The organism is Roseiflexus sp. RS-1, assembly GCF_000016665.1.
In the GTDB taxonomy this organism is placed as follows: Bacteria; Chloroflexota; Chloroflexia; order Chloroflexales; family Roseiflexaceae; genus Roseiflexus.
The window spans coordinates 5,414,861-5,434,057 of the sequence record NC_009523.1 but is presented as its reverse complement, the minus strand read 5'-3'; the positions used below and the strand labels follow the sequence as shown (position 1 = coordinate 5,434,057).

General features: G+C 63.6%; 17 protein-coding genes. 11 read left to right on the top strand and 6 right to left on the bottom strand.

Annotated elements, in window-relative coordinates:
- Positions 1-21 precede the first annotated feature (21 nt).
- The gene (locus ROSERS_RS22305) at positions 22-888 is read right to left on the bottom strand and encodes a hypothetical protein (RefSeq protein WP_011959003.1); all 867 of its coding nucleotides are present in this window, start codon (positions 886-888) and stop codon (positions 22-24) included.
- 315 nt (positions 889-1,203) lie between these two features.
- On the opposite strand from ROSERS_RS22305, the gene ROSERS_RS22300 reads away from it, so the two are divergent.
- Together ROSERS_RS22300 and ROSERS_RS22295 are read left to right on the top strand one after the other, a co-directional pair.
- Positions 1,204-4,293 (top strand): ATP-binding protein, encoded by a 3,090-nt coding sequence (locus ROSERS_RS22300; protein WP_011959002.1) that lies wholly within the window; start codon positions 1,204-1,206, stop codon positions 4,291-4,293.
- A gap of 66 nt (positions 4,294-4,359) precedes the next feature.
- Positions 4,360-4,923 carry a YceI family protein gene (locus ROSERS_RS22295; RefSeq protein ID WP_011959001.1) on the top strand — a complete coding sequence of 188 codons (564 nt, stop codon included), beginning with the start codon at positions 4,360-4,362 and terminating at the stop codon, positions 4,921-4,923.
- Here the strand turns inward: ROSERS_RS22295 and ROSERS_RS22290 are convergent.
- The 3 genes from ROSERS_RS22290 to ROSERS_RS22280 form a co-directional block, all read right to left on the bottom strand.
- Positions 4,874-6,949 (bottom strand): hydantoinase/oxoprolinase family protein, encoded by a 2,076-nt coding sequence (locus tag ROSERS_RS22290; RefSeq protein WP_011959000.1) that lies wholly within the window; start codon positions 6,947-6,949, stop codon positions 4,874-4,876. The genes ROSERS_RS22295 and ROSERS_RS22290 overlap by 50 nt on opposite strands.
- On the bottom strand, positions 6,949-8,811 hold the full coding sequence (locus ROSERS_RS22285) for a TolB family protein (RefSeq protein ID WP_011958999.1): 1,863 nt from the start codon (positions 8,809-8,811) through the stop codon (positions 6,949-6,951). Before ROSERS_RS22285 ends, ROSERS_RS22290 begins: the two co-directional genes overlap by 1 nt.
- A 118-nt stretch (positions 8,812-8,929) precedes the next feature.
- Positions 8,930-9,670 (bottom strand): LuxR C-terminal-related transcriptional regulator, encoded by a 741-nt coding sequence (locus ROSERS_RS22280; RefSeq protein ID WP_011958998.1) that lies wholly within the window; start codon positions 9,668-9,670, stop codon positions 8,930-8,932.
- A 184-nt stretch (positions 9,671-9,854) separates the two neighbouring features.
- On the opposite strand from ROSERS_RS22280, the gene ROSERS_RS22275 reads away from it, so the two are divergent.
- The 8 genes from ROSERS_RS22275 to ROSERS_RS22240 all read left to right on the top strand — a co-directional run bounded on the left by ROSERS_RS22275 (position 9,855) and on the right by ROSERS_RS22240 (position 16,851).
- Positions 9,855-10,325 carry a flavin reductase family protein gene (locus ROSERS_RS22275; protein WP_011958997.1) on the top strand — a complete coding sequence of 157 codons (471 nt, stop codon included), beginning with the start codon at positions 9,855-9,857 and terminating at the stop codon, positions 10,323-10,325.
- Positions 10,322-11,392, top strand: coding sequence for an L-threonylcarbamoyladenylate synthase (locus tag ROSERS_RS22270; RefSeq protein WP_011958996.1), 1,071 nt, complete (start codon positions 10,322-10,324; stop codon positions 11,390-11,392). Before ROSERS_RS22275 ends, ROSERS_RS22270 begins: the two co-directional genes overlap by 4 nt.
- 55 nt (positions 11,393-11,447) lie before the next feature.
- Positions 11,448-11,780 carry a hypothetical protein gene (locus tag ROSERS_RS22265; protein ID WP_011958995.1) on the top strand — a complete coding sequence of 111 codons (333 nt, stop codon included), beginning with the start codon at positions 11,448-11,450 and terminating at the stop codon, positions 11,778-11,780.
- A gap of 20 nt (positions 11,781-11,800) precedes the next feature.
- On the top strand, positions 11,801-12,364 hold the full coding sequence (locus ROSERS_RS22260) for a hypothetical protein (RefSeq protein ID WP_011958994.1): 564 nt from the start codon (positions 11,801-11,803) through the stop codon (positions 12,362-12,364).
- 43 nt (positions 12,365-12,407) lie between these two features.
- The gene (locus ROSERS_RS22255; RefSeq protein ID WP_041334337.1) at positions 12,408-12,875 is read left to right on the top strand and encodes a DNA methyltransferase; all 468 of its coding nucleotides are present in this window, start codon (positions 12,408-12,410) and stop codon (positions 12,873-12,875) included.
- A gap of 170 nt (positions 12,876-13,045) precedes the next feature.
- Positions 13,046-15,037, top strand: coding sequence for an amidohydrolase family protein (locus tag ROSERS_RS22250; RefSeq protein ID WP_011958993.1), 1,992 nt, complete (start codon positions 13,046-13,048; stop codon positions 15,035-15,037).
- A gap of 6 nt (positions 15,038-15,043) precedes the next feature.
- Complete coding sequence (gene coaE / locus ROSERS_RS22245; RefSeq protein WP_011958992.1) at positions 15,044-15,679, top strand: dephospho-CoA kinase; 636 nt, start codon at positions 15,044-15,046, stop codon at positions 15,677-15,679.
- 119 nt (positions 15,680-15,798) lie between these two features.
- Positions 15,799-16,851, top strand: coding sequence for a molybdopterin-dependent oxidoreductase (locus ROSERS_RS22240; protein ID WP_011958991.1), 1,053 nt, complete (start codon positions 15,799-15,801; stop codon positions 16,849-16,851).
- 71 nt (positions 16,852-16,922) lie between these two features.
- Here the strand turns inward: ROSERS_RS22240 and ROSERS_RS22235 are convergent, their stop codons facing one another.
- Together ROSERS_RS22235 and ROSERS_RS22230 are read right to left on the bottom strand one after the other, a co-directional pair.
- On the bottom strand, positions 16,923-17,417 hold the full coding sequence (locus ROSERS_RS22235) for a hypothetical protein (protein WP_011958990.1): 495 nt from the start codon (positions 17,415-17,417) through the stop codon (positions 16,923-16,925).
- Positions 17,414-18,331 (bottom strand): radical SAM protein, encoded by a 918-nt coding sequence (locus tag ROSERS_RS22230; RefSeq protein WP_011958989.1) that lies wholly within the window; start codon positions 18,329-18,331, stop codon positions 17,414-17,416. The genes ROSERS_RS22235 and ROSERS_RS22230 overlap by 4 nt, the downstream gene beginning before the upstream one ends.
- 387 nt (positions 18,332-18,718) lie before the next feature.
- On the opposite strand from ROSERS_RS22230, the gene ROSERS_RS22225 reads away from it, so the two are divergent.
- The gene (locus ROSERS_RS22225) at positions 18,719-19,162 is read left to right on the top strand and encodes a DUF6623 family protein (RefSeq protein WP_011958988.1); all 444 of its coding nucleotides are present in this window, start codon (positions 18,719-18,721) and stop codon (positions 19,160-19,162) included.
- The last annotated feature ends 35 nt before the right edge of the window (positions 19,163-19,197 follow it).

The following is a 19,197-nucleotide window of genomic DNA, read 5'->3' as shown; positions in this document are numbered from 1 at the left end:
GTCAGGCGCCTGGAATGGCGATCACCGTATCACCAATGGCAACGCCACACCGAATGGTCGCCCAACATTTCCGATGAGCGGAATATCATCAGTAATGCCGAACGCCACAACAAACTCGGCATCCCCGCCGTCACGGGCAGTGTCGCAGAAGAAGCGCAGCACCGACGGACGATAGACGCACGGGTCATCGCGCCCGTCGCCGTTAACATCACCGAGCAGGGGAATATCCCCGGCGACGCCGAACGCCACAACAAACTCGGCATCCCCGCCGTCACGGGCAGTGTCGCAGAAGAAGCGCAGCACCGACGGACGATAGACGCACGGGTCATCGCGCCCGTCGCCGTTAACATCACCGAGCAGGGGAATATCCCCGGCGACGCCGAACGCCACAACAAACTCGGCATCCCCGCCGTCACGGGCAGTGTCGCAGAAGAAGCGCAGCACCGACGGACGATAGACGCACGGGTCATCGCGCCCGTCGCCGTTAACATCACCGAGCAGGGGAATATCCCCGGCGACGCCGAACGCCACAACAAACTCGGCATCCCCGCCGTCACGGGCAGTATCGCAGAAGAAGCGCAGCACTGACGGACGGTAGATGCACGGGTCATCGCGCCCGTCGCCGTTAACATCACCGAGCAGGGGAATATCCCCGGCGACGCCGAACGCCACAACAAACTCGGCATCCCCGCCGTCACGGGCAGTATCGCAGAAGAAGCGCAGCACTGACGGACGGTAGATGCACAGGTCGTCTCCCCGAAGTAAGGTGGTAGCAGCAGGCATCACAGCCAGAGCAGCAGGAATGGCGTGAGCAGGGGTTACAGATCGACCAGAGGCGATGAACAGCAGGAGCGGCGTGATCAGAAGATAAACGAGAACAGGTTTCATTCTCCTCCCCTCACAGTCTGCGTTGCTGGCAGCTCAACAAGGAAGGAGTATAACTCTATCACGACTATCGATCAATTGCTATATGTGGATACGATCAGGAATGCTTCCGAATGGTATAATTAAACAGAGTCCACTGCAAAAAGGGTAGGTCACCACTGCGGTGCAGCGTTCGCAGCGGCGGATTCCATCGCAAGTCACGCACCCGCATGCTGCGCTACGTCTCCATCATGGTTCATTTGGAGGGTTCTCTGTGCCCTCGGCGTCTCAGCGGTGCGTGTTTGCAGCGAAGTCATAGTATCGTCTTCCAGAGGCGTCATGCTCACCATCCTGGTACTCGGTCCGCCGCAGATCCTTGTTGATGGCGTTGCCGTGGTTGTGCCGCGTCGTCGCGCGCGGGCGCTGGTCTATTACCTGGCTGCGCAGCGGCGCCCCATCAACCGCGAGCGGTTGCTTGCCCTGTTCTGGCCCGATCACGAGCGCACAGCTGCCCGGCAACTGCTCCGCGCCGCCCTTCACGGCGTGCGGCAGGCGGTTGGTCCGCTCATTGAAGGTGAGGAAGACCTGGCTATCAGCGATGATGTCGAGGTGGACTACCGCACGCTGGAGGATGCGGTGACAGCGCCTGCCGTCGATGAGGCGGCGCTGGCGAGCGCACTGGCGCGCTACCGCGACGATCTGCTGGCTGGCTTCACCCTTCCCGATGCCGCGCCGTTTACCGAATGGCTCGCTGCCGGGCGTGAACACGCGCGTTCGCTGGCGGTGCGCGGTTACACCCGCCTGGCGCGCGCTGCCGGAGCGCGTGGCGATATGGCCGCCGCCCTGACTGCTCTCGACCGTGCGCTCGCGTTCGATCCGCTTCAGGAAGACCTGCAACGTGAAGCTATCCGGCTGCACTACCTGGCAGGCGACCGCGTCGGCGCTATTCGTCGCTATGAACAGTTCCGGGATCTGCTCGATGCTGAACTGGGGGTTCCGCCGATGCGCGAGACCCGTGACATCTACGATGCGATCGTGACTGATCGCCTGAATGCTGATCTGCCGGGTGCGTGGCGCCATGCCGAACAGCGCGAGCGCCCGATGACGTCTGGAAACGGACGGGATGCGACGACACTCCCCTTCATTGGGCGCAAGGCGGAGATGGCGACGATCGCAACGATTGGGGCGGGGCGTCTGGCGCTGATCGAAGGCGAAGCCGGGGTTGGCAAGACGCGCCTGGCGTTCGAAGCAGCGGCGCAGCACACGGCGCAGGGTGGTCTGGCGCTGGTGGCAGCGGCGCGTGAACTGGAGCAGGGGTTGCCCTATCAGCCGTGGATTGGCGCCCTGCGCGATCTGCTGGCGCATCCCGGCTGGAGCATGTTGCGCGCCAGTCTGGACATCGCGCCGGTATGGTTCGGCGAGGTGGCGCGCCTCTTGCCGGAACTGCTGCCAGGAGCAGCGCCGCCGACGCAGGCGGATGAAGCGCGCCTCTGGGAGGGGGTGGCGCGGTTACTCATCGCGCTGGCGCAGCAGAAGCCCCTTATGATCGTGATCGACGACCTGCACTGGGCGGATGCCAGCAGTCTCGCTCTGCTGGGGTACGTGCTGCGGCGCGCCGGGAATGTGCCGCTGCGCGTGGTGGCGACGGTGCGCGCAGCCGATCATCCGGCGCCGCTGCGCACACTGCTGACGGCATTGATCCGCGAGGGACGGCTGGAGCGCGTTCTGATCCGTCGCCTGGGCGTCGCCGAGACCGAATCTCTGGCGCGCGCCTTGAGTCCGCGCGATGCGGCGCGTCTGGCGTCCTGGCTCTACCGCACCACCGAGGGTAATCCGTTCGTGATCGCCGAACTCGTGCGCCATGCCCGCGCAACCGGGTTGCTTACTTCCGATGGACGGTTGAGTGCAACGCTTCCTGATGAGCCGGTTGTGCCGGCATCGGTGTACAGCCTGATCCAGGATCGTCTGGCGCGTCTTTCCGATGCCGCGCGGCGTGTGATCGACACCGCTGTGGCAGTGGGGCGCGTGTTTTCGTTCGATGTCGTCGCGCGCGCGGCCGCTCTTTCCGAAACAGCGGCGCTGGACGCGATCAATGAACTGCACGCCGCCCGTTTGATTGAGCCGCTGCCCGACGGACGCTTTCAGTTCGACCATAGCCTGACGATGGAAGTAGCATACCGCGAAGTCGGGGAACCCTGCCACCGGGCATTGCACCGGCGCGTTGCTGAAACGCTCGAAGCCCTGAACCGTGATCGGTTGGACGAGGTGGCTGGACAGATCGCCTGGCATTTCATCGAGGGAGGTGCGCCGGAACGCGCCACACCCTATGCGCTCCGCGCCGGTCGCCATGCCGCAAGCGTCGCTGCGTGGACGGAGGCGATTGCATTCTACGAGCAGGCGCTGGTCGGCATCCCGCAGTCCCAGCGTTTCGATGCGCTGATGAGCCTGGGCGAGGCGTTGTTGACCGGCGGCAGAGCGGCGCAGGCAACCGAACGTTTCCGCGAAAGTCTGGCGCTTGCCCGCACTCCAGCCGAGGCGCGTCGGGCGCGGTTGAGCCTGGCGCGATCCCTCGCACCGCAGGGGCGCTACGCTGAAATGATCGAAACCGTGCGCGGGCTGGAGTACGCCGACGACTATAATGTTCGTGTCACTGCCCTGTTTCTGTGGGGCACGGCGCTGTCACTGGAAGGGTCTGATCTGGCGGGCGCCGCGCTCCGTCTGCGCGAAGCGGCGCGGTTGCTCTCATCCCAACCTGCGCCTGATCGCGTCGCGCTTGCGCAGGTACGCTTTGAACTTGGCGGCGTGGCAGCCCAACAGGGTGACCTGCTCACTGCACTCGCCTGCTACCGCGAGGCGCTGGCGGTCGCCGATAAGGCGGCGCACGATCCGGCAGCGACAACGTGGCGCATCCTGGCGCGCAATAACCTGGCGTATCACCTGCACCTGTTGGGAAACCTCGATGAGGCGGAGCGCTGGGTGGCGGAAGGGTTGCGTCTGGCGAATGAGTATGGTACGCCGGGACTTCAGCCCTACCTGCTTTCCACGCAGGGTGAAATCGCCCTTGCACGCGGCGACCTGGCCGCCGCTGAAGCCAGTTTTATGGCGGGGTTGACGCTTGCCAGACAGATCGAACTCCCTGAACGCATTGCCGGTATCACCGCCAATCTCGGACTGGTCGCCATGCGGCGCGGGCAGACCGCGCTTGCGATTCATCACCTCTCGACGGCGCTGGCGCACGCCGATACCCTGGGGACGCGCCACCTCGCCGCCCAGATTCGTATCTGGCTCGCTCCGTTGATCCCGCCCGATGAGGCGCGCGCAGCGCTCGCAGTCGCCCGTGCGTTTGCAAGCAATGGTGAGCGTCGCCTCCTCCTGGCTGAAATCGACCGCCTGGAACAGACGCTGGCGGCATGTTCACGCCCATGTTGACGCTGGTGTTCATGCCGGGCTGGTATCCTGCGTCTGACAGACGATACGAGACAAGGAGCGCCAGGTATGGCACAGTGGATTATCGACGACAGTCACTCCCTTATTCAGTTCACCGTTCGCCACATGATGATCTCGAAGGTGCGCGGGCGATTCGACCGCTTCAGCGGCGCCATTGCGGCAGATGAACAGAATCCGGCGCATTCATCGGTCAACGTGCAGATCGAGGCGGCGAGCATCAACACCCGCGATGCGAAACGCGACGCGCACCTGACGTCACCTGATTTCCTCGATGTCGCCAATTACCCTTACATCACCTTCGTCAGCAAGCGCATCGAGGTGCAGGATGAATCCCACGGTCGCATCATCGGCGATCTCACCATCCGTGGGGTGACCCGCGAAGTGACGCTTGAAGTTGAGTACAACGGTCAGGCGCGCTCGCCGTGGGGCACGGTTAGCGCCGGTTTCCACGCTCAGACGACGATCAACCGCAAGGACTGGGGCCTGACCTGGAACGTGGCGCTGGAGACCGGCGGCGTGCTGGTTGGCGACGAGGTCACGATCGATATCGAGGTCGAACTGATCAGGCAGGAGGATCAGCCGGCGCTGACTGAGGCGGCAGCGGCGTCATAAGCAGGTTCAGATCGGCATCGACGACGGCGCGCCAGCCAGGCGGCACGATCGTCGTGGCATCGAGTTGGGCGATGATCGCCGGACCGGCGATCCCATCGCCGGGGCGCAGGTCGTCACGTTCGTACAGCGGCGCGGGTTCAAGCGCCGCTGTATCGCCGGTCAGCGCGGCGTTCACCACTGCGTGCGGCGCCAGCGGCGTTGCGCGGGGCGGCAGATCGTCCGGCGCGAAGGTAAGCGCGTCGCGCGGGCTGACCGCCCGCACCCGCAGCGTTACTGCTTCGATCTGTCGGTTACGCATCGCGTGCCCGTAGCGTCGCTCGTGCAGCGCGTGGAACCGTTCCGCCAGGTCTGCCAGCAGCGCTGGCGACGCTTCCCATCCCTGATCCAGCGGGGTTGGAAGTTCATACGATTGCCCGACGTAGCGCAGATCGAGCACGCTCTCGATCCGGCAGCCATTGGGGTCTTCGCCGTCGGCAGCCAGCGCCGCGCGCGCCTCGTCCGCCAGTGTGCCGATATGCGCCGCGAGCGTGGCAGGATCCAGTGCATCGAGCGTCATCAGCAGCGCCCGACTGGTCTCGCGGGTGACATCGGCGGCGATCATGCCGAACGCCGAAAGCACACCCGGATAGCGCGGGATCAGCACGGTGCGGATCCCAAGCGCCGCTGCCAGGTGCGCCGCGTGGAGCGGACCCGCTCCCCCGAAGGCGACCAGTGCGCAATCGCGCGGATCATCGCCGCGTTCGACCGAGATCGCCCGGATGGCGCGTTCCATCAGCGCATTGGCGACGCGCACCACCCCCAGCGCAGCGCGCTGTTCGGCAGCGGCATCGTGTGCGCCGAACAGATCGCGCGCCAGCATGGCGAACACAGCGCGCGCCCGATCCACGTCGAGCGCCATCCGCCCGCCCAGAAAATAGTCAGGTTGCAAGCGTCCCAGCAGCAGATTCGCATCGGTCACGGTTGGAAGCGTTCCACGCCCGTAGCATGCCGGTCCCGGATCGGCGCCGGCGCTCTGCGGACCGACACGTAGCGCGCCTCCGGCATCCACCCGCGCAATCGAGCCGCCCCCTGCGCCTACGGTATGAATATCGAGACCCGGCAGCCGCACCGGTACCCCGCCGACGCGCGACTCAGAGGTGCGCGGCAGCGTTCCGTCCACCAGCGCCACATCGGTCGATGTGCCACCCATATCGAACGTGATGATCCGGGTGAACCCGGCGCGACGCGCGACGGCGAATGCGCCAACGATCCCGCCCGCCGGACCGGAGAGGGTCGCGCGCGCCGCAAGTTCCCGCGCTGTGACCAGCCCCATACTCCCGCCGTCGGAAGCCATGATGCGCAACGAGCGCACACCGCGGTCCGTCAATGCCGGACCAAGGCGATCCAGGTAGCGTCCGAGCGTCGGGCTGACATACGCATTGACGACGGTGGTGCTGGTGCGTTCATATTCGCGTGGTTCCGGCAGCACGCGGTACGAAGCCGATATGAAGAGCGAGCGTCCGGCGGCGCGCGCCGCCTGTTCGAGCGCAGCAGCGACCCGCACTTCGTGGGAAGGGTTGGCGTAACTGTGCAGCAGACAGATCGCAACCGCCTCGACGGGTTGCGCTGCGATCCAGGCGACCATGCGCGTCAGTTCGGCGTCGTCGAGCGGGATGAGCACGCTGCCATCGGCACGCAACCGTTCGACCAGTTCAAAGCGCCATGCTTCAGGAACCAGCGGCTCCGGTCGGGTCACATTCAGATCGTAGAGCGCCGGTCGGTCACCGCGCCCGATTGCCAGCACATCACCAAACCCGGCGGTCGTGATCAGCGCAGTGGGAGCGCCGCGCCGTTCGAGCAACGCATTCGTCGCCACTGTCGTCCCATGCACAACCGCAACCGGCGCGCCGAGGAGATCGATCCCCTGCACCAGCGCGCGCGCCGGATCGTCAGGAGTCGAAAGGGTTTTATAAATGCGCACGCGACCATCGCGCAACAGCACGAAGTCGGTAAAGGTGCCGCCAATATCGATGCCGATCACGTCCATCACGGCGCCAGAGCAGTAATTGCACGATTGGTTTCCAGCAGGCGCGCGCGGGCATTGCCTGCCAGATCCCAGTACCAGAGCGCCGATGGCGCGTCTGGATCGACGCGGAGCGGACCCGCTGATCCTTCCGGCAGGCGGTCGAACGTCACATACGCCAGTGCATTCCGGCGCACCGCGAACACCCCCAGGTCGCCAGGCGCGATCCCGGCGGCAATCACCCGATCCGCGCCATCGAGGGTGCGCACGTGCAGGGTATACTCAAACACCGCCCCGCTTGCACACGCCGTCGAGAGATAGTAGAGCGCACCATCGGCGCTCCAGGCGACGGGGCGGTTCCAGAAGCCGGCAGCAATCGGGCTGAGACGTTCGATTTCGGCGCCGGTCGGGTTCAGGATCAGTAGATCCGCCCCCGGACGGTCGATCCGCAGCGCTTCAACGGCGATAGCGCTGCCGTTGGGATCTGCCAGCATGCGACCGAAGCCACGGTACCGCGCGCTGCGCTGCCCGCCTATTCCCGATACCAACAACCCCATACCGATGTCGAGTTCCGTGCCATCCGGTTCGCGCAGGAACAGCGTCTGCCGTCCATCTTCCGCTGTGGCGGCATAGACAATGCGCGCATCATCGAGCCACTGCGGTGCATAGCGGCTCCACTCATCGCCGGAAGGTGTCAACGCCACTGCCGGTGCACCGGGGAAGATCTGCACTGAAAAGATGCGCAGTTGCGGCGGTGAAACCCCCGACTCATCAACGGCATAAGCAATCGTCGTACCATCCGGCGACATCGCCGGGTCGGCGCACGAGCGCCCGCGCGGCGGCGGAGTCAACTGACGCACCGCGCCGCTGTCCAGTTCCAGCACCCACAGGGTCGATGCCGCTGTTACATCCGCCGCAATTGCGCCCGGTGCGGTTGCACAGAAGGCGATCAATCGCCGGTCGGCGCGCGCAGTCAGCGCCGTCACATCGCCAAACTGCCCGGCGCGAACGCTTTCGGTGAGATTTTCCGCTGTGCCGTTGCTGAGACGCCAGATATCGCCATCGGCGAGGTAGAAGATCGGCGTTGTCGGAGCGGGCGTTACGCCGGTCGGCATGCGGAGCAGATCGCTCGCCTGGCTGACCGGTCCGCTCGTTGCCACATCGATGATCAGGCGCAGCGGGTTATCTTCCAGGCGCAGGCGGAACGGCAGCGGTTGATCCACGCCGATGACCAGCGTGGCGCCGGTTGCAACGCCAGGGGGAATGCGGAATGCCGCCGCGCGCATCACCTGCGTCCCGCTCAGCGGCACGGTCGGCGCAGCGAGCGACGCGCGAAACGCCTCATCGCGCAGCCATCCGTCGAACTGCACCTCGATCAGGTACGCGCCCGCCACCTCGACCTCGCCAACCGTCTGGGGCGCGGCGGGCGCGGGGCGGCAGCGGGCGAACGCATGCGGTTGCGCCGAGTCGGCAGGAACGTCGAGCGCAACTTCGAGGCGTTCAAAGAACAGATCGACCGTCGTTGTGATTGCTGTTACCCGCATACTGAACCTGCCGCCGGTCGGGTCGCCAGCCGACTGATTGCACAGACTGAACTGCGCCAGCGCCGGGTTGGGCGTGGGAGTCGGCGGCAGCGGCGTTGGCGACGGCACAGGGGTGGCAGTGGGAGGAACCGGCGTTGCTGTCGGACCGGGGGTTGCGGTGGGAGTTGGCGACGGCGGCACAGGCGTATCGGTTGGCGGGAGCGGCGTCGCCGTCGGCGTCGAAGCTTCAACCGTTTGGAGATCGCGGATGCGCTCCTGTTCGGCAATCGAGAGGGGTCCGCAGGCGGAGAGCGCCAGTGCCAGACAGGAGACAAGCCAGAGGACGATACGGATTCGAGTCATGCCGTCTCACCAGACTTCAGGGCGACGACAGGTCGCGCAGCGTGATCCATCGCGGTTTACCGGATTGGCAGAACCGCCACATTATCGCACAGGATAGCACGTCTGCCGAAAAGCGCAACTATGTCGCCGTGTCGTCGGGCAGCGGAACTTTGATCCAGCCGCGGCGCATTGCATAGACGACCGCCTGCGTCCGGTCGTTGACCGCCAGTTTGCGCAGGATCGACGAGATATGGTTCTTGACCGTCTGATTCGAGATGTCGAGTGATTGAGCGATTGCCTTGTTGGTGTGCCCGGCGGCGACCAGTTCGAGGACCTGCAACTCACGCGGGGAGAGGGGCGAATAGACATTCTGCGTCTCCTCATCGACCGCCATCTGGCGGAATGCGTTGAGCACCTGCGCTGCCACATCGGGCGAAGAGAGCACCAGGTCGTTGATCGGGTAATGCCCGCGCCGCACCTGATGCAGGGTCTGCAACAACTTCTCCGGTGCGATATTCCGTGGCACATAGGCGGCAATGCCGGCGCGGATCGCCTTGACCACCTCCTGCCCGTCCATCGTCGAACTGAGCAGAACGATGCGAATGTGCGGATGGGCGCGTTTGATGGCGCGAGCGACTTCCAGACCGTTGACCCCCGGCAGATCGACTTCCATAACAACCATATCGGGGTCGAGCAGGTCAACGACCTGGATTGCCTGCTGGCCATTGCCCGCTTCGCCGATGACGTGAAATTCGCCCGTTTCTGTCAGATGGTGGCGCAATCCCTCACGAAACAGCGCATGCGCATTGACCAGCACTATCGAGGTTGGATTCACCCCGTCCTCCTGTTGTGATCGAGCCCACGCCATCGTGCTGGACATATAAATCTCCACAACCCCATGACCCCGCTCGACGAGCGGGGTGATCGGAGTGAGACGACAGGCAAAGCGCAAATAGTACGGTTAACTGGTATTATACTGTAGGCAATTCCTTTACACAAGGCAGAACCGGGTATAAGCGCAGTGTCGTTCTACGACGCAATTCGATACAAGCAACGGAGTATCCATGCCAGTCGATGAAGCCCGTTTTCGTCAATTGATGGGTCATTTTGCCAGTGGCGTCACCGTGGTGACGACTGAGTACGAGGGGCAGTTGTTCGGTCTGACGGTCAGTTCCTTCTGCTCATTGTCGCTCCGCCCGCCGCTGGTGCTGATCTGTATCGATAAGCAGGTTCGCGCCCACGACGCGATTGCCGCCGCCGGGCGTTATGCCGTCAATATTCTTGAGAAGCACCAGGAGTATCTCTCGCGCCGCTTCGCCACGCCGGAGATCGACAAATTCATGGGGATCGCCTGGCGTTTCGGGCAGTTGGGGTTGCCAATCCTGGAAGATACGCTGGCGGCGTTCGAGTGCCGGTTGACCGATACGTTGCCGGGCGGAGATCATTCCATCTTTGTCGGCGAAGTGCAGAACGCGGAGATCCGTGAAGGTTCACCGTTGATCTACTATCGTCGCGGCTATCACGAGTTGAAGTGACCGATCGCATCCAAACCAGGGTTCTGACCGTCGATCCCGCTGTACCCGAACCGCAGATCATCGCCGAAGCGGCGGCAGTGATCCGCGCTGGCGGGCTGGTGGCGTTTCCCACCGAAACGGTCTACGGTTTGGGCGCCAGCGCCCTCGATGAGCAGGCGGTCGCACGGATTTTTCACGCCAAGGAACGCCCGGCGACTGACCCGATCATTGCGCACATTGCCGATCTCTGCCAGCTCGACGTGCTTGCGCGCGACGTTCCGCCGGCGGCGCACGCACTGGCGCGTCGCTTCTGGCCCGGTCCGCTCACCCTGGTGGTGCTGCGCCGTCCCATCGTTCCCGCCAATCTGTCCGCCGGACGGGCGACCGTTGCGGTGCGCATGCCGGCGCATCCGGTCGCGCTGGCGTTGATCGCCGCATCTGGCGTGCCGATCGCTGCGCCGAGCGCCAACCGCTTCAGCCGTCCAAGTCCCACAACGGCGGCGCATGTGCTCGACGACCTGAACGGACGCATTGACCTGGTGCTCGACGGCGGCGCCACCCATATCGGCGTTGAGTCGAGCGTCGTCGATCTGACGGTCGATCCGCCGGTGTTGCTGCGCCCCGGCGGTGTGACGATTACGGCGTTGCGCGAGGTGCTGCCTGAATTGACCTTCGCGCCGCGCTATCTCGCCGGTGACGAAGAGGCGCTGCCAGCGCCCGGCATGCTGCTGCGCCACTACGCCCCCAACGCAACGCTGACGGTGGTTGCTGGCGACCATGCCGCAGCGCTGGAGCGCATTCGCGCTGAAGCGCAGGCGGCGATCAACGCCGGGTTGCGTGTCGGTGTACTGGCGTTCGACGAAGATGCGCCCGCCCTGGCGGATCTGCCGGTGCGGATCGTTCAACTGGGACCGGCTGCCAACCCAGAGGTGGTGGCGCAACGTCTGTTCGCCGCGCTGCGCGCCATTGAACAGACCGGCGTCGACCTGATCCTGGCGCGTGATCCCGGTCAGGAAGGGTTGAGCCTTACCATCCGCGACCGACTGGTGCGCGCCGCTGAAGGACGGATCATCGTCGCCGGACAGTGACGGCGCGTCCGTGGTATACTTGCCCATAGGAAGCAACCTGGCGGACACGACAACAATGGACTTCCTGAGACGACTGTTCGGCAGCGATGAGCGTCAACGTGATAACGCAATCCACCTGTACGTTGCGTGCGGGCGCTGTCAGGCTGTGGTTCATGTGCGCGTCGATCCGCGCAACGACCTGATGCCGGAATATGGCGACGGTGATGATCTGATCGGTTACCGGTTGATCAAAGAAATCATGGACTCGCGCTGTTTCCGCCTGATGCGCGCCGAGATCGAGTATGATGCGCGTCGGCGCGAGATCCGACGCGCTATCGAAGGTGGCGCATTCATTACGCGCGACGAGTACGAACAACGGCGATCAGCGCAACCCTCGTCGCGTGACTGAAAGGATCGTGGTCTAACCCTATGACTGCCGATACCACCCCTCTCCCCTGCTGCCCGCAGTGCGGGCAGAACGACACGGTTCGCCCGGTCAGCGCAATTGTGCAGGAGGAGCCGGAGTCGCCGCTGGCGCAGAAACTTGCCGCACCGCGCTCACCGCGCCCCGTTCCGGCAATCGGCTGCGCCACGCTCTTCTTTGGCACAATGGTCAGCATCAGCGCCGCGATCTTCGCAGTGGGGCTTACTGAACTGACGGCGACAGCGCCACGCACCAGCCTGCTGTTCGGCGTGCGCGACACGTCGGTCTTCACCGGGATCATCACCTTTCTCTTCGTCTTTGTTGGGGTGCATGGCATGTTCGTCTGGCGACAGGCGCGCCTGAACCGAGTCTTTCGTCGAGCGTTCGTCGCCTGGCACCGCGCCAGTGAGCGCTGGCAGCAACTCTTCTACTGCGCCCGCTGCGATGGCGTGTTCCTTCCAGGGCAAACGACGCTGACGCCGGTCGATCAGATGCAGACGCTGATCTATGCGCGTCGCCAACCGTCGCAGGCGACAGTTGCCCCGCCGTCGGGGGCGGAGGGAGGGTAAAAGGTTCTGCTTCATCTATTCGAGAATAACACATATGAGAACCATGGACTCGCTGCCGTCGCAATTGACCGAACCGATCGTTGTTCAGAATCACCGTGCAGCCGTTGAAGCCTATCTTGGCGATACGCGCCTCCGACCTTTGCTCCTGCTGGGCGATGCTCACGTGATTTTGGAGCAGTTCCCTGAGTCGAGCATCGATGTCGTCATGACATCGCCGCCGTACTGGGGGAAGCGCGACTATGCCGACGGCGGCATCGGCATGGAGCCTGATTACCATTGCTACATTCAGCATCTTGCGCAAATATGCCTGCGTATCAAGCGTGTCCTGAAGCCGGGCGGCTCTTTCTGGCTGAACCTTGGCGATACCTATCACAGCAGTTTAACTTTGATCATTTCCATACGCCGCCTGAAGACAACGACTCTTTTCGCATTCACACGTATCGGATGGAGACAGGAACGCAGCAAGAGTTCAGGCTTGCTCTACAATCACGTTTGGGTACTGATGCCATAGGTGTTGCTCAATGCCTGGGACTGCGGGCAGATGCTCGCATCGAACTATCGACTATAACGCAGGCGCTGACTGCGCGACTACCTGCTGCATTGCGACTCGACGACTGCTGATCGGGATCGCCGAAAAGATTGCGCTGCGCCTGCGCGTGCGTAAGGAGCGCAAAGCAACGTATGGAGACTGTCGATATTCTGCTTGTTCATGGCGCGGTGGTGACCATGGACTCCGCGTGGCGCATCTTTCTCGACGGGGCAGTCGCCGTGCGCGGCAACGAGATTGTCGCCGTCGGTCCTTCCGCCGACCTCACGGCGCGGTTCAGCGCACGCGAAACCGTCGATTGCCGGGGATGCGCGATCATCCCCGGTCTGATCAATGCCCACGCACACGTGCCGATGAGCCTGTTGCGCGGTCTGGTCGCCGATCAACAACTCGATGTCTGGCTCTTCGGGTATATGTTCCCGGTCGAGAGCCGCTTTGTCGATCCGGAGTTTGTTTTCACCGGTACGCAACTCTCGTGCGCCGAGATGATCCGCGGCGGGACGACGACCTTCGTCGATATGTACTATTTCGAAGAAGAGGTCGCCCGCGCCGCCGACCTTGCCGGTATGCGCGCGATCTGCGGGCAGACGGTGATGCGCCTGCCCACCCCCGATGCGGCGTCCTTCGATGAGGGGTTGGAGCGCGCGCGCATGTTCATCGAACAGTGGCACGGGCATGAGCGGATCATTCCAACCATTGCGCCCCATGCCCCCTATACCTGCACCGATACGATCTACCGTGAAGCGGCTGCACTCTGCCGTCGCTACGGCGTGCCGCTGGTCACCCACCTCTCGGAAACCGAACGCGAGGTCGAGGAGAGTCGTCAGGAGCGCGAGGTGACCCCTATTCGCTACGCCAGACGGGTTGGCGCGTTTGATGGCAAGTGCATCGCGGCGCACTGCGTCCACGCAACCGAAGATGATATCCGGTTGCTGCGCGAGGGACACGTCGGGGTCGTCCCCTGCCCATCATCGAACCTGAAACTTGCCAGCGGCATCGCTCCCATCCGACGCTTCATCGAAGCCGGTCTGCGCGTGGGTCTGGGCACCGATGGACCGGCATCGAACGATGATCAGGATATGTTTACCGAGGTTCATCTGGCTGCCCTGCTGCCAAAAGGGGTGAGCGGCGATCCGACGGCAGTGCCGGCACGCGATGCGCTGGCGCTGGCAACATCATCTGGCGCGCGGGCGATCCATCTCGACCACCTGATCGGGTCGCTCGAAGCAGGGAAACGCGCCGACATCGCAGTTGTCGCGCTGGGGCGGCTCCATTCCGCGCCGCGCTATCACTACGCGCCCGACGCGCTCTATTCACATCTGGTCTACGGCGCGCGCTCGGCGGATGTGCGCGACGTTTTGGTGGATGGGCGCTTCCTTCTGCGCAATCAGACGCTGCTGACGATCGATGAGGAAGATGTGTTGCGCCGCGCGCAGATCATCGCCGACCGGATCGATGTGTTCCTGGCTGCGCGGGAAGACAACCTGCTCGATAAGATCCTGGCAATCGGCGGCGTTCAGCAATCCGAGATTTTCGAGGTGCAGGCGAAGGCGCCAATCGACCCGCAAACCGCCGAACGTGTCATTCAGTCGCTCTACGAACCCGGCATTACGATTACCAAGGCGAGTGAACGCACCCAGTACGATACCTACTTCCTGTGGGACGACGAAGAGCGTGGGCGTATCCGCATTCGTGAAGATCACCGTACCGATCCAGGCGCGCGCGCCGAGCCAAAGTACACCATCACCCTGATGGCGCCCGCCCTGCGTGGCGAATACCAGTCGGCGATCCTGTTCGGTCGCGCCCGCTACACCGCCCGCGCCGACCGTACCCTGCGCTTCTACCGCGAGTACTTCCAGCCAGATCGGATCGTCGAGATCGAAAAGCGCCGCCGCCGCTGGCGTATTCAGTACCGCGACGCCGATTTTGCAGTCAATCTCGACACCCTGATCGGGCACGCACGCCCCGGACCGTACCTGGAAATCAAGAGTCGCACCTGGAGTCGGAAGGACGCCGAACACAAGGTGGAACTCATCGGTGAACTGCTGCGACGCTTCGGCGTTCCCGAAGATGCGCTGATCAGGCAGGAGTACGTTGAACTCGAACTGGCGAGTGTTGAACGGTGAGGCGGTATGCCGTACAAGGGTCTCTATCTGATCGGTCTGACCGGCAACATCGCCTGCGGCAAGAGCACCGTGCTGGCGATGCTCCAGGAGCGCGGCGCGGCGGTCATCGACGCCGATCAGGTGACCCGGCAGGTGCAGCAACCGGGTGAACCGGTCTACCAGGCGATTATCGAAGCTTTCGGCGAGGCAATCCTGGTTGCGCCGGGCGGACCGATCGACCGGCAGCGGTTGGGGGCAGTCGTTTTCTCAGACCCGCAGGCGTTGCGGCGGTTGGAGCAGATTGTCCATCCTGCGGTTCACGCACGCATCCTGGCGTGGCTCGACGAAGTTGCGGCGCATGCACAGGTCGCCGTGATCGATGCTGTCAAACTCCTGGAAGCTGGCTGGAAGCAGGTCTGTGATGCAATCTGGGTGGTGACCTGCACCCCGGAGCAGCAACTGCGCCGCCTGATCGAAACGCGCGGCATGAGCGAAGCTGAAGCGCGGATGCGCATCGCCGCCCAACCGTCGCAGGAAAGCCGGGCAGCGCAGGCGGATGTCGTGATCGACAACAGCGGCTCGCTCGACGCAACCCGCGCGCAGGTCAACGCAGCGTGGGAACGCATTCCCATCGACCGGCGAACAGGGCGGGGGAGCCAGTAATACTCCACTGCAAAAACGCACCGCAGAGACGCCGAGAGCACAGAGAACTCCAAAAACCAGACGCCGGGCTAAAACAGGCGCACCATGCTATAATCCTGGCGAACACAGGAATCAGCCATATGCGACCGCGAGCAACCGATTGGAGCCTGGCGCTGGCAACCGGCGCCGCTTTCGCCACCGGTCTCTGGACCCTTACCGTCGGGCGACCGGAGGGATGGTGGGTTTTTGCGCTGCACGGCGCGACCGGTTACCTGGTGCTGTTGTTGCTGTTCCCCAAACTGGCGCGTGTCAGCGGGCGCCTGCTGCCGGGCATGCGTGATCCACGCGCCTGGGCGGGATTGACGACAACCCTCCTGGCTGTGCTGACGATCCTCTGCGGCATCGCCTGGATCGGCGGCGGCGATCTCGTGATCCTCGGCTACAACCTCCTGAACTGGCACATTCTGCTTGGCATCGTGCTGACCGTCGCGCTTTCCGCCCACATGGTCATCCGCGCCAGACCCTTGCGTCCGACGGATCGCACCCGGCGACAGGCGTTGCGCGCAGGAGCGTTTGCGCTCGGTGCAGCGCTGATCTGGCCCCTTCAGGAGCGACTCATCGGCGGGTTGGGGATGGCAGGCGCACAGCGACGTTTTACCGGCTCGCGCGAAGTGGGAAGTTTCAGTGGGAATGCCTTTCCGGTCGTCAGCTGGATGGCGGATCGTCCGGCGCCACTCGACGTGGCGACCTGGAGGTTGCGCGTTGCCGGACTGGTTGCCGCGCCGTATGCCGCAACCCGTGACGAACTCGATGTACGCGATGAGTTGATTGCGACCCTCGACTGCACCGGCGGTTTCTACACCACCCAACGCTGGAGCGGTGTGCGGGTGGGCGCACTGCTCGACCGGGCGGGGATACTGCCGGAGACGCGCTGGGTACGCTTCGTATCGATCACCGGGTACCGCTGGAGTCTGCCGCTGGCGCAGGCGCGAGAAGCGTTGATCGCCGTGCGGGTCGGCGATGAACTGCTCAGTCATGGTCACGGCGCGCCTGCCCGCCTGGTGGCGCCCGGCGAACGCGGGTTCGTGTGGGTCAAATGGCTGACGCTGATCGAAGCGCGCGCTGAACCAGACCCCGGGCAGTTGCTGGCGATCAACATCAGTGGATTCATCGACGACCCTGAACACACGTAGCGCCCGCCTGCGGGCAGGCGCGCGTCGTTGGGGTGGTGGATGCCACGCTGCGGGCAGGTGGAACAATCACGCTACCCGCTACGCGCTCCGACAACCAGCGCCCCGGCGCGCAACGTTGCAGCATAGCGCCCCGGCGCCAGCCGGTCGAGCGGGGTGCCGTCGGGAACGATGCACCCCGGCAACCCCACATCTGTTTCGACGCGCAGACCACCTTCACCTTTGGAAGCAACGATCCAGATCTCTGCGCCGACACGCTGGATGACGATCCGCTGCGGGCTGCCGAGGTCGAACCAGACCTGTTTGCCGAACAGAAGGCGGATGCGGCGCGTCCCCGTGTGGGGGTCGGGTTCGTGACGAATACGGATGTACATCCCGGCAGCGCGATCGGTGCGGCGCGCAGATTCGCCAGGCGTCGGTTGATCCTCCGCACGTTGCGCCATACGTTCCTGTTGTTCGGCGAGCGCACGCAGTTCCGCCGCAATCTGACGCCGGCGTTCGGGTGTTGCGCGCGGACCGAGCGCCTCGACCACAGCGCGCCGCAGGATGTCGTAACTATCGCTGCTCATCGGGTCGTGTCCAGCGGAATGCCGCGGTGCAACCCAAGTGAACGGGCACAGGCGACGACCTCAGCATACTCGTTCGGTGTCAGGCGCCGCGTCAACTCAGGATAGCCAAAGGCGCGATACGCCGGGTGATACTGATCCATCAGATTGATCCACGAATCGCGCGAAATCTCTTCGGCAATAAAGCGGAGCACCTCCTGTGAACCGGCGAGTCGCCCCGGTAGCACCAGATGGCGGATCAGCAGCCCGCGCACCGCCAGCCCGCGCTCGACGCGCAGATCGCCAACCTGGCGATGCATTTCGCGTAGCGCCGGACGCACCACTTCCCAGTAGTGGGGAATGCCTGAGTACTGCTGACCGATTGCCGAGTCGCTGTACTTGACGTCTGGCATATAGATGTCCACAACACCGTCGAGGAGCCGCAACGCCGCAACCGAGTCATACCCGGACGTATTGTAGACAATGGGCAGGCGCAGACCGCGCGGAATGGCGATCGTCAGCGCTTCGAGGATCTGCGCAATCACGTGGGTTGGCGTCACCAGATTGAGGTTATGGCACCCATCGCGCTGGATGTCGAGAAATATGTCCGCCAGATGCGCAGCATCAACCGCATGCCCGCTGACGAACTGGCTGATGTCATAGTTCTGGCAGTAGACGCAACGCAGATTGCAGCCGCTGAAGAACACCGTCCCGGAGCCGCGCCAGCCGCGCAGCACATCTTCCTCGCCAAAATGCGGACCAAACGACGCAACAACCGCCTCCCGCCCGACACGGCACTCTCCCGCCTCGTCGTGCAGCCGATCAGCGCGACACGCCAGCGGGCAGAGCGTGCAGGACGCCAGCCGCTCATGCGCGATGGCAGCGCGTTCGTGCAGCACTCCCTGATCGTAGAGATCCAGGTACGCCGGATATGACATACGTCATTGCTCCAAATCAATCTGCTACGCGCAGATACATTGTACATCACAAAGGTTCAACGATCTGGCATCGTCCGTGAGCGGATGTTCACCGCTGAGCGAACACTTCTCCCATCAAGACGGGCAGATACGGTGTATACTGGAAACAGTTCGGCGGTTCGATGGAGCGCCGCTCTGAACACAAGTTCCTCACGAACCACACACACCTGAACGGTTCCTCGCAACCGCAGAACCCCAACGGAAGAGACCGCCCGGAAGACAGACCAGAACGGTGAGCGCCATAACGTCTGCCGTATCTGGATCGTTCCGAATGACGCTATCGCGCCCGCAGGAAGCGACGGGAGGGAAGGTCAATTCTGATTGCTTTTGTGTTCAAGGAGGCGTGCGATGTCAACCACCGTTCTCCAGACCATGTGGGTGCATGGTCACAGCCTGCAGATCGAAGACCACGATGCGCTTGTGTCACACTGGCGCTCTGGTTTCTGTCTCTACGTCGAAGGCAAGCCCGACAGCCTGAACTGGCTGCATGCCTCGATCCCGACGCCGGGATCCGCTGGCGACCGTCCGAGGCGCATTGGCGCAGTGATGATTACGGGTTGCACAATGTCGAACGACGCGATCGTGCGCGATATTCACGTGTACGACGGCGATATCAAAATTGGCGACATCAACGACGTCAACCTGAGCGGCGATATTGGAATGGTTCGTTTCACGCTGCTGGATCACCCGGAGGTGCACACCGCCATCGGAATTTCGCTCGGTCTCAGTTTTGGCGCAGCGCCGCTGCCACACGGGATCAGCATCACCGCTGTCGGAGCGGAGTTCGTATAATGGTATCGTTGATGATCGGCGTATTGTGAATGGAA

Bases quoted from the DNA above. Each gene is read 5' to 3' on its own strand.
- ROSERS_RS22305 (WP_011959003.1), bottom strand. From the start codon at position 888: ATGAAACCTGTTCTCGTTTATCTTCTGATCACGCCGCTCCTGCTGTTC.
- ROSERS_RS22300 (WP_011959002.1), top strand. From the start codon at position 1,204: ATGCTCACCATCCTGGTACTCGGTCCGCCGCAGATCCTTGTTGATGGC.
- ROSERS_RS22295 (WP_011959001.1), top strand. From the start codon at position 4,360: ATGGCACAGTGGATTATCGACGACAGTCACTCCCTTATTCAGTTCACC.
- ROSERS_RS22290 (WP_011959000.1), bottom strand. From the start codon at position 6,949: ATGGACGTGATCGGCATCGATATTGGCGGCACCTTTACCGACTTCGTG.
- ROSERS_RS22285 (WP_011958999.1), bottom strand. From the start codon at position 8,811: ATGACTCGAATCCGTATCGTCCTCTGGCTTGTCTCCTGTCTGGCACTG.
- ROSERS_RS22280 (WP_011958998.1), bottom strand. From the start codon at position 9,670: ATGTCCAGCACGATGGCGTGGGCTCGATCACAACAGGAGGACGGGGTG.
- ROSERS_RS22275 (WP_011958997.1), top strand. From the start codon at position 9,855: ATGCCAGTCGATGAAGCCCGTTTTCGTCAATTGATGGGTCATTTTGCC.
- ROSERS_RS22265 (WP_011958995.1), top strand. From the start codon at position 11,448: ATGGACTTCCTGAGACGACTGTTCGGCAGCGATGAGCGTCAACGTGAT.
- ROSERS_RS22260 (WP_011958994.1), top strand. From the start codon at position 11,801: ATGACTGCCGATACCACCCCTCTCCCCTGCTGCCCGCAGTGCGGGCAG.
- ROSERS_RS22255 (WP_041334337.1), top strand. From the start codon at position 12,408: ATGGACTCGCTGCCGTCGCAATTGACCGAACCGATCGTTGTTCAGAAT.
- ROSERS_RS22250 (WP_011958993.1), top strand. From the start codon at position 13,046: ATGGAGACTGTCGATATTCTGCTTGTTCATGGCGCGGTGGTGACCATG.
- coaE (WP_011958992.1), top strand. From the start codon at position 15,044: ATGCCGTACAAGGGTCTCTATCTGATCGGTCTGACCGGCAACATCGCC.
- ROSERS_RS22240 (WP_011958991.1), top strand. From the start codon at position 15,799: ATGCGACCGCGAGCAACCGATTGGAGCCTGGCGCTGGCAACCGGCGCC.
- ROSERS_RS22235 (WP_011958990.1), bottom strand. From the start codon at position 17,417: ATGAGCAGCGATAGTTACGACATCCTGCGGCGCGCTGTGGTCGAGGCG.
- ROSERS_RS22230 (WP_011958989.1), bottom strand. From the start codon at position 18,331: ATGTCATATCCGGCGTACCTGGATCTCTACGATCAGGGAGTGCTGCAC.
- ROSERS_RS22225 (WP_011958988.1), top strand. From the start codon at position 18,719: ATGTCAACCACCGTTCTCCAGACCATGTGGGTGCATGGTCACAGCCTG.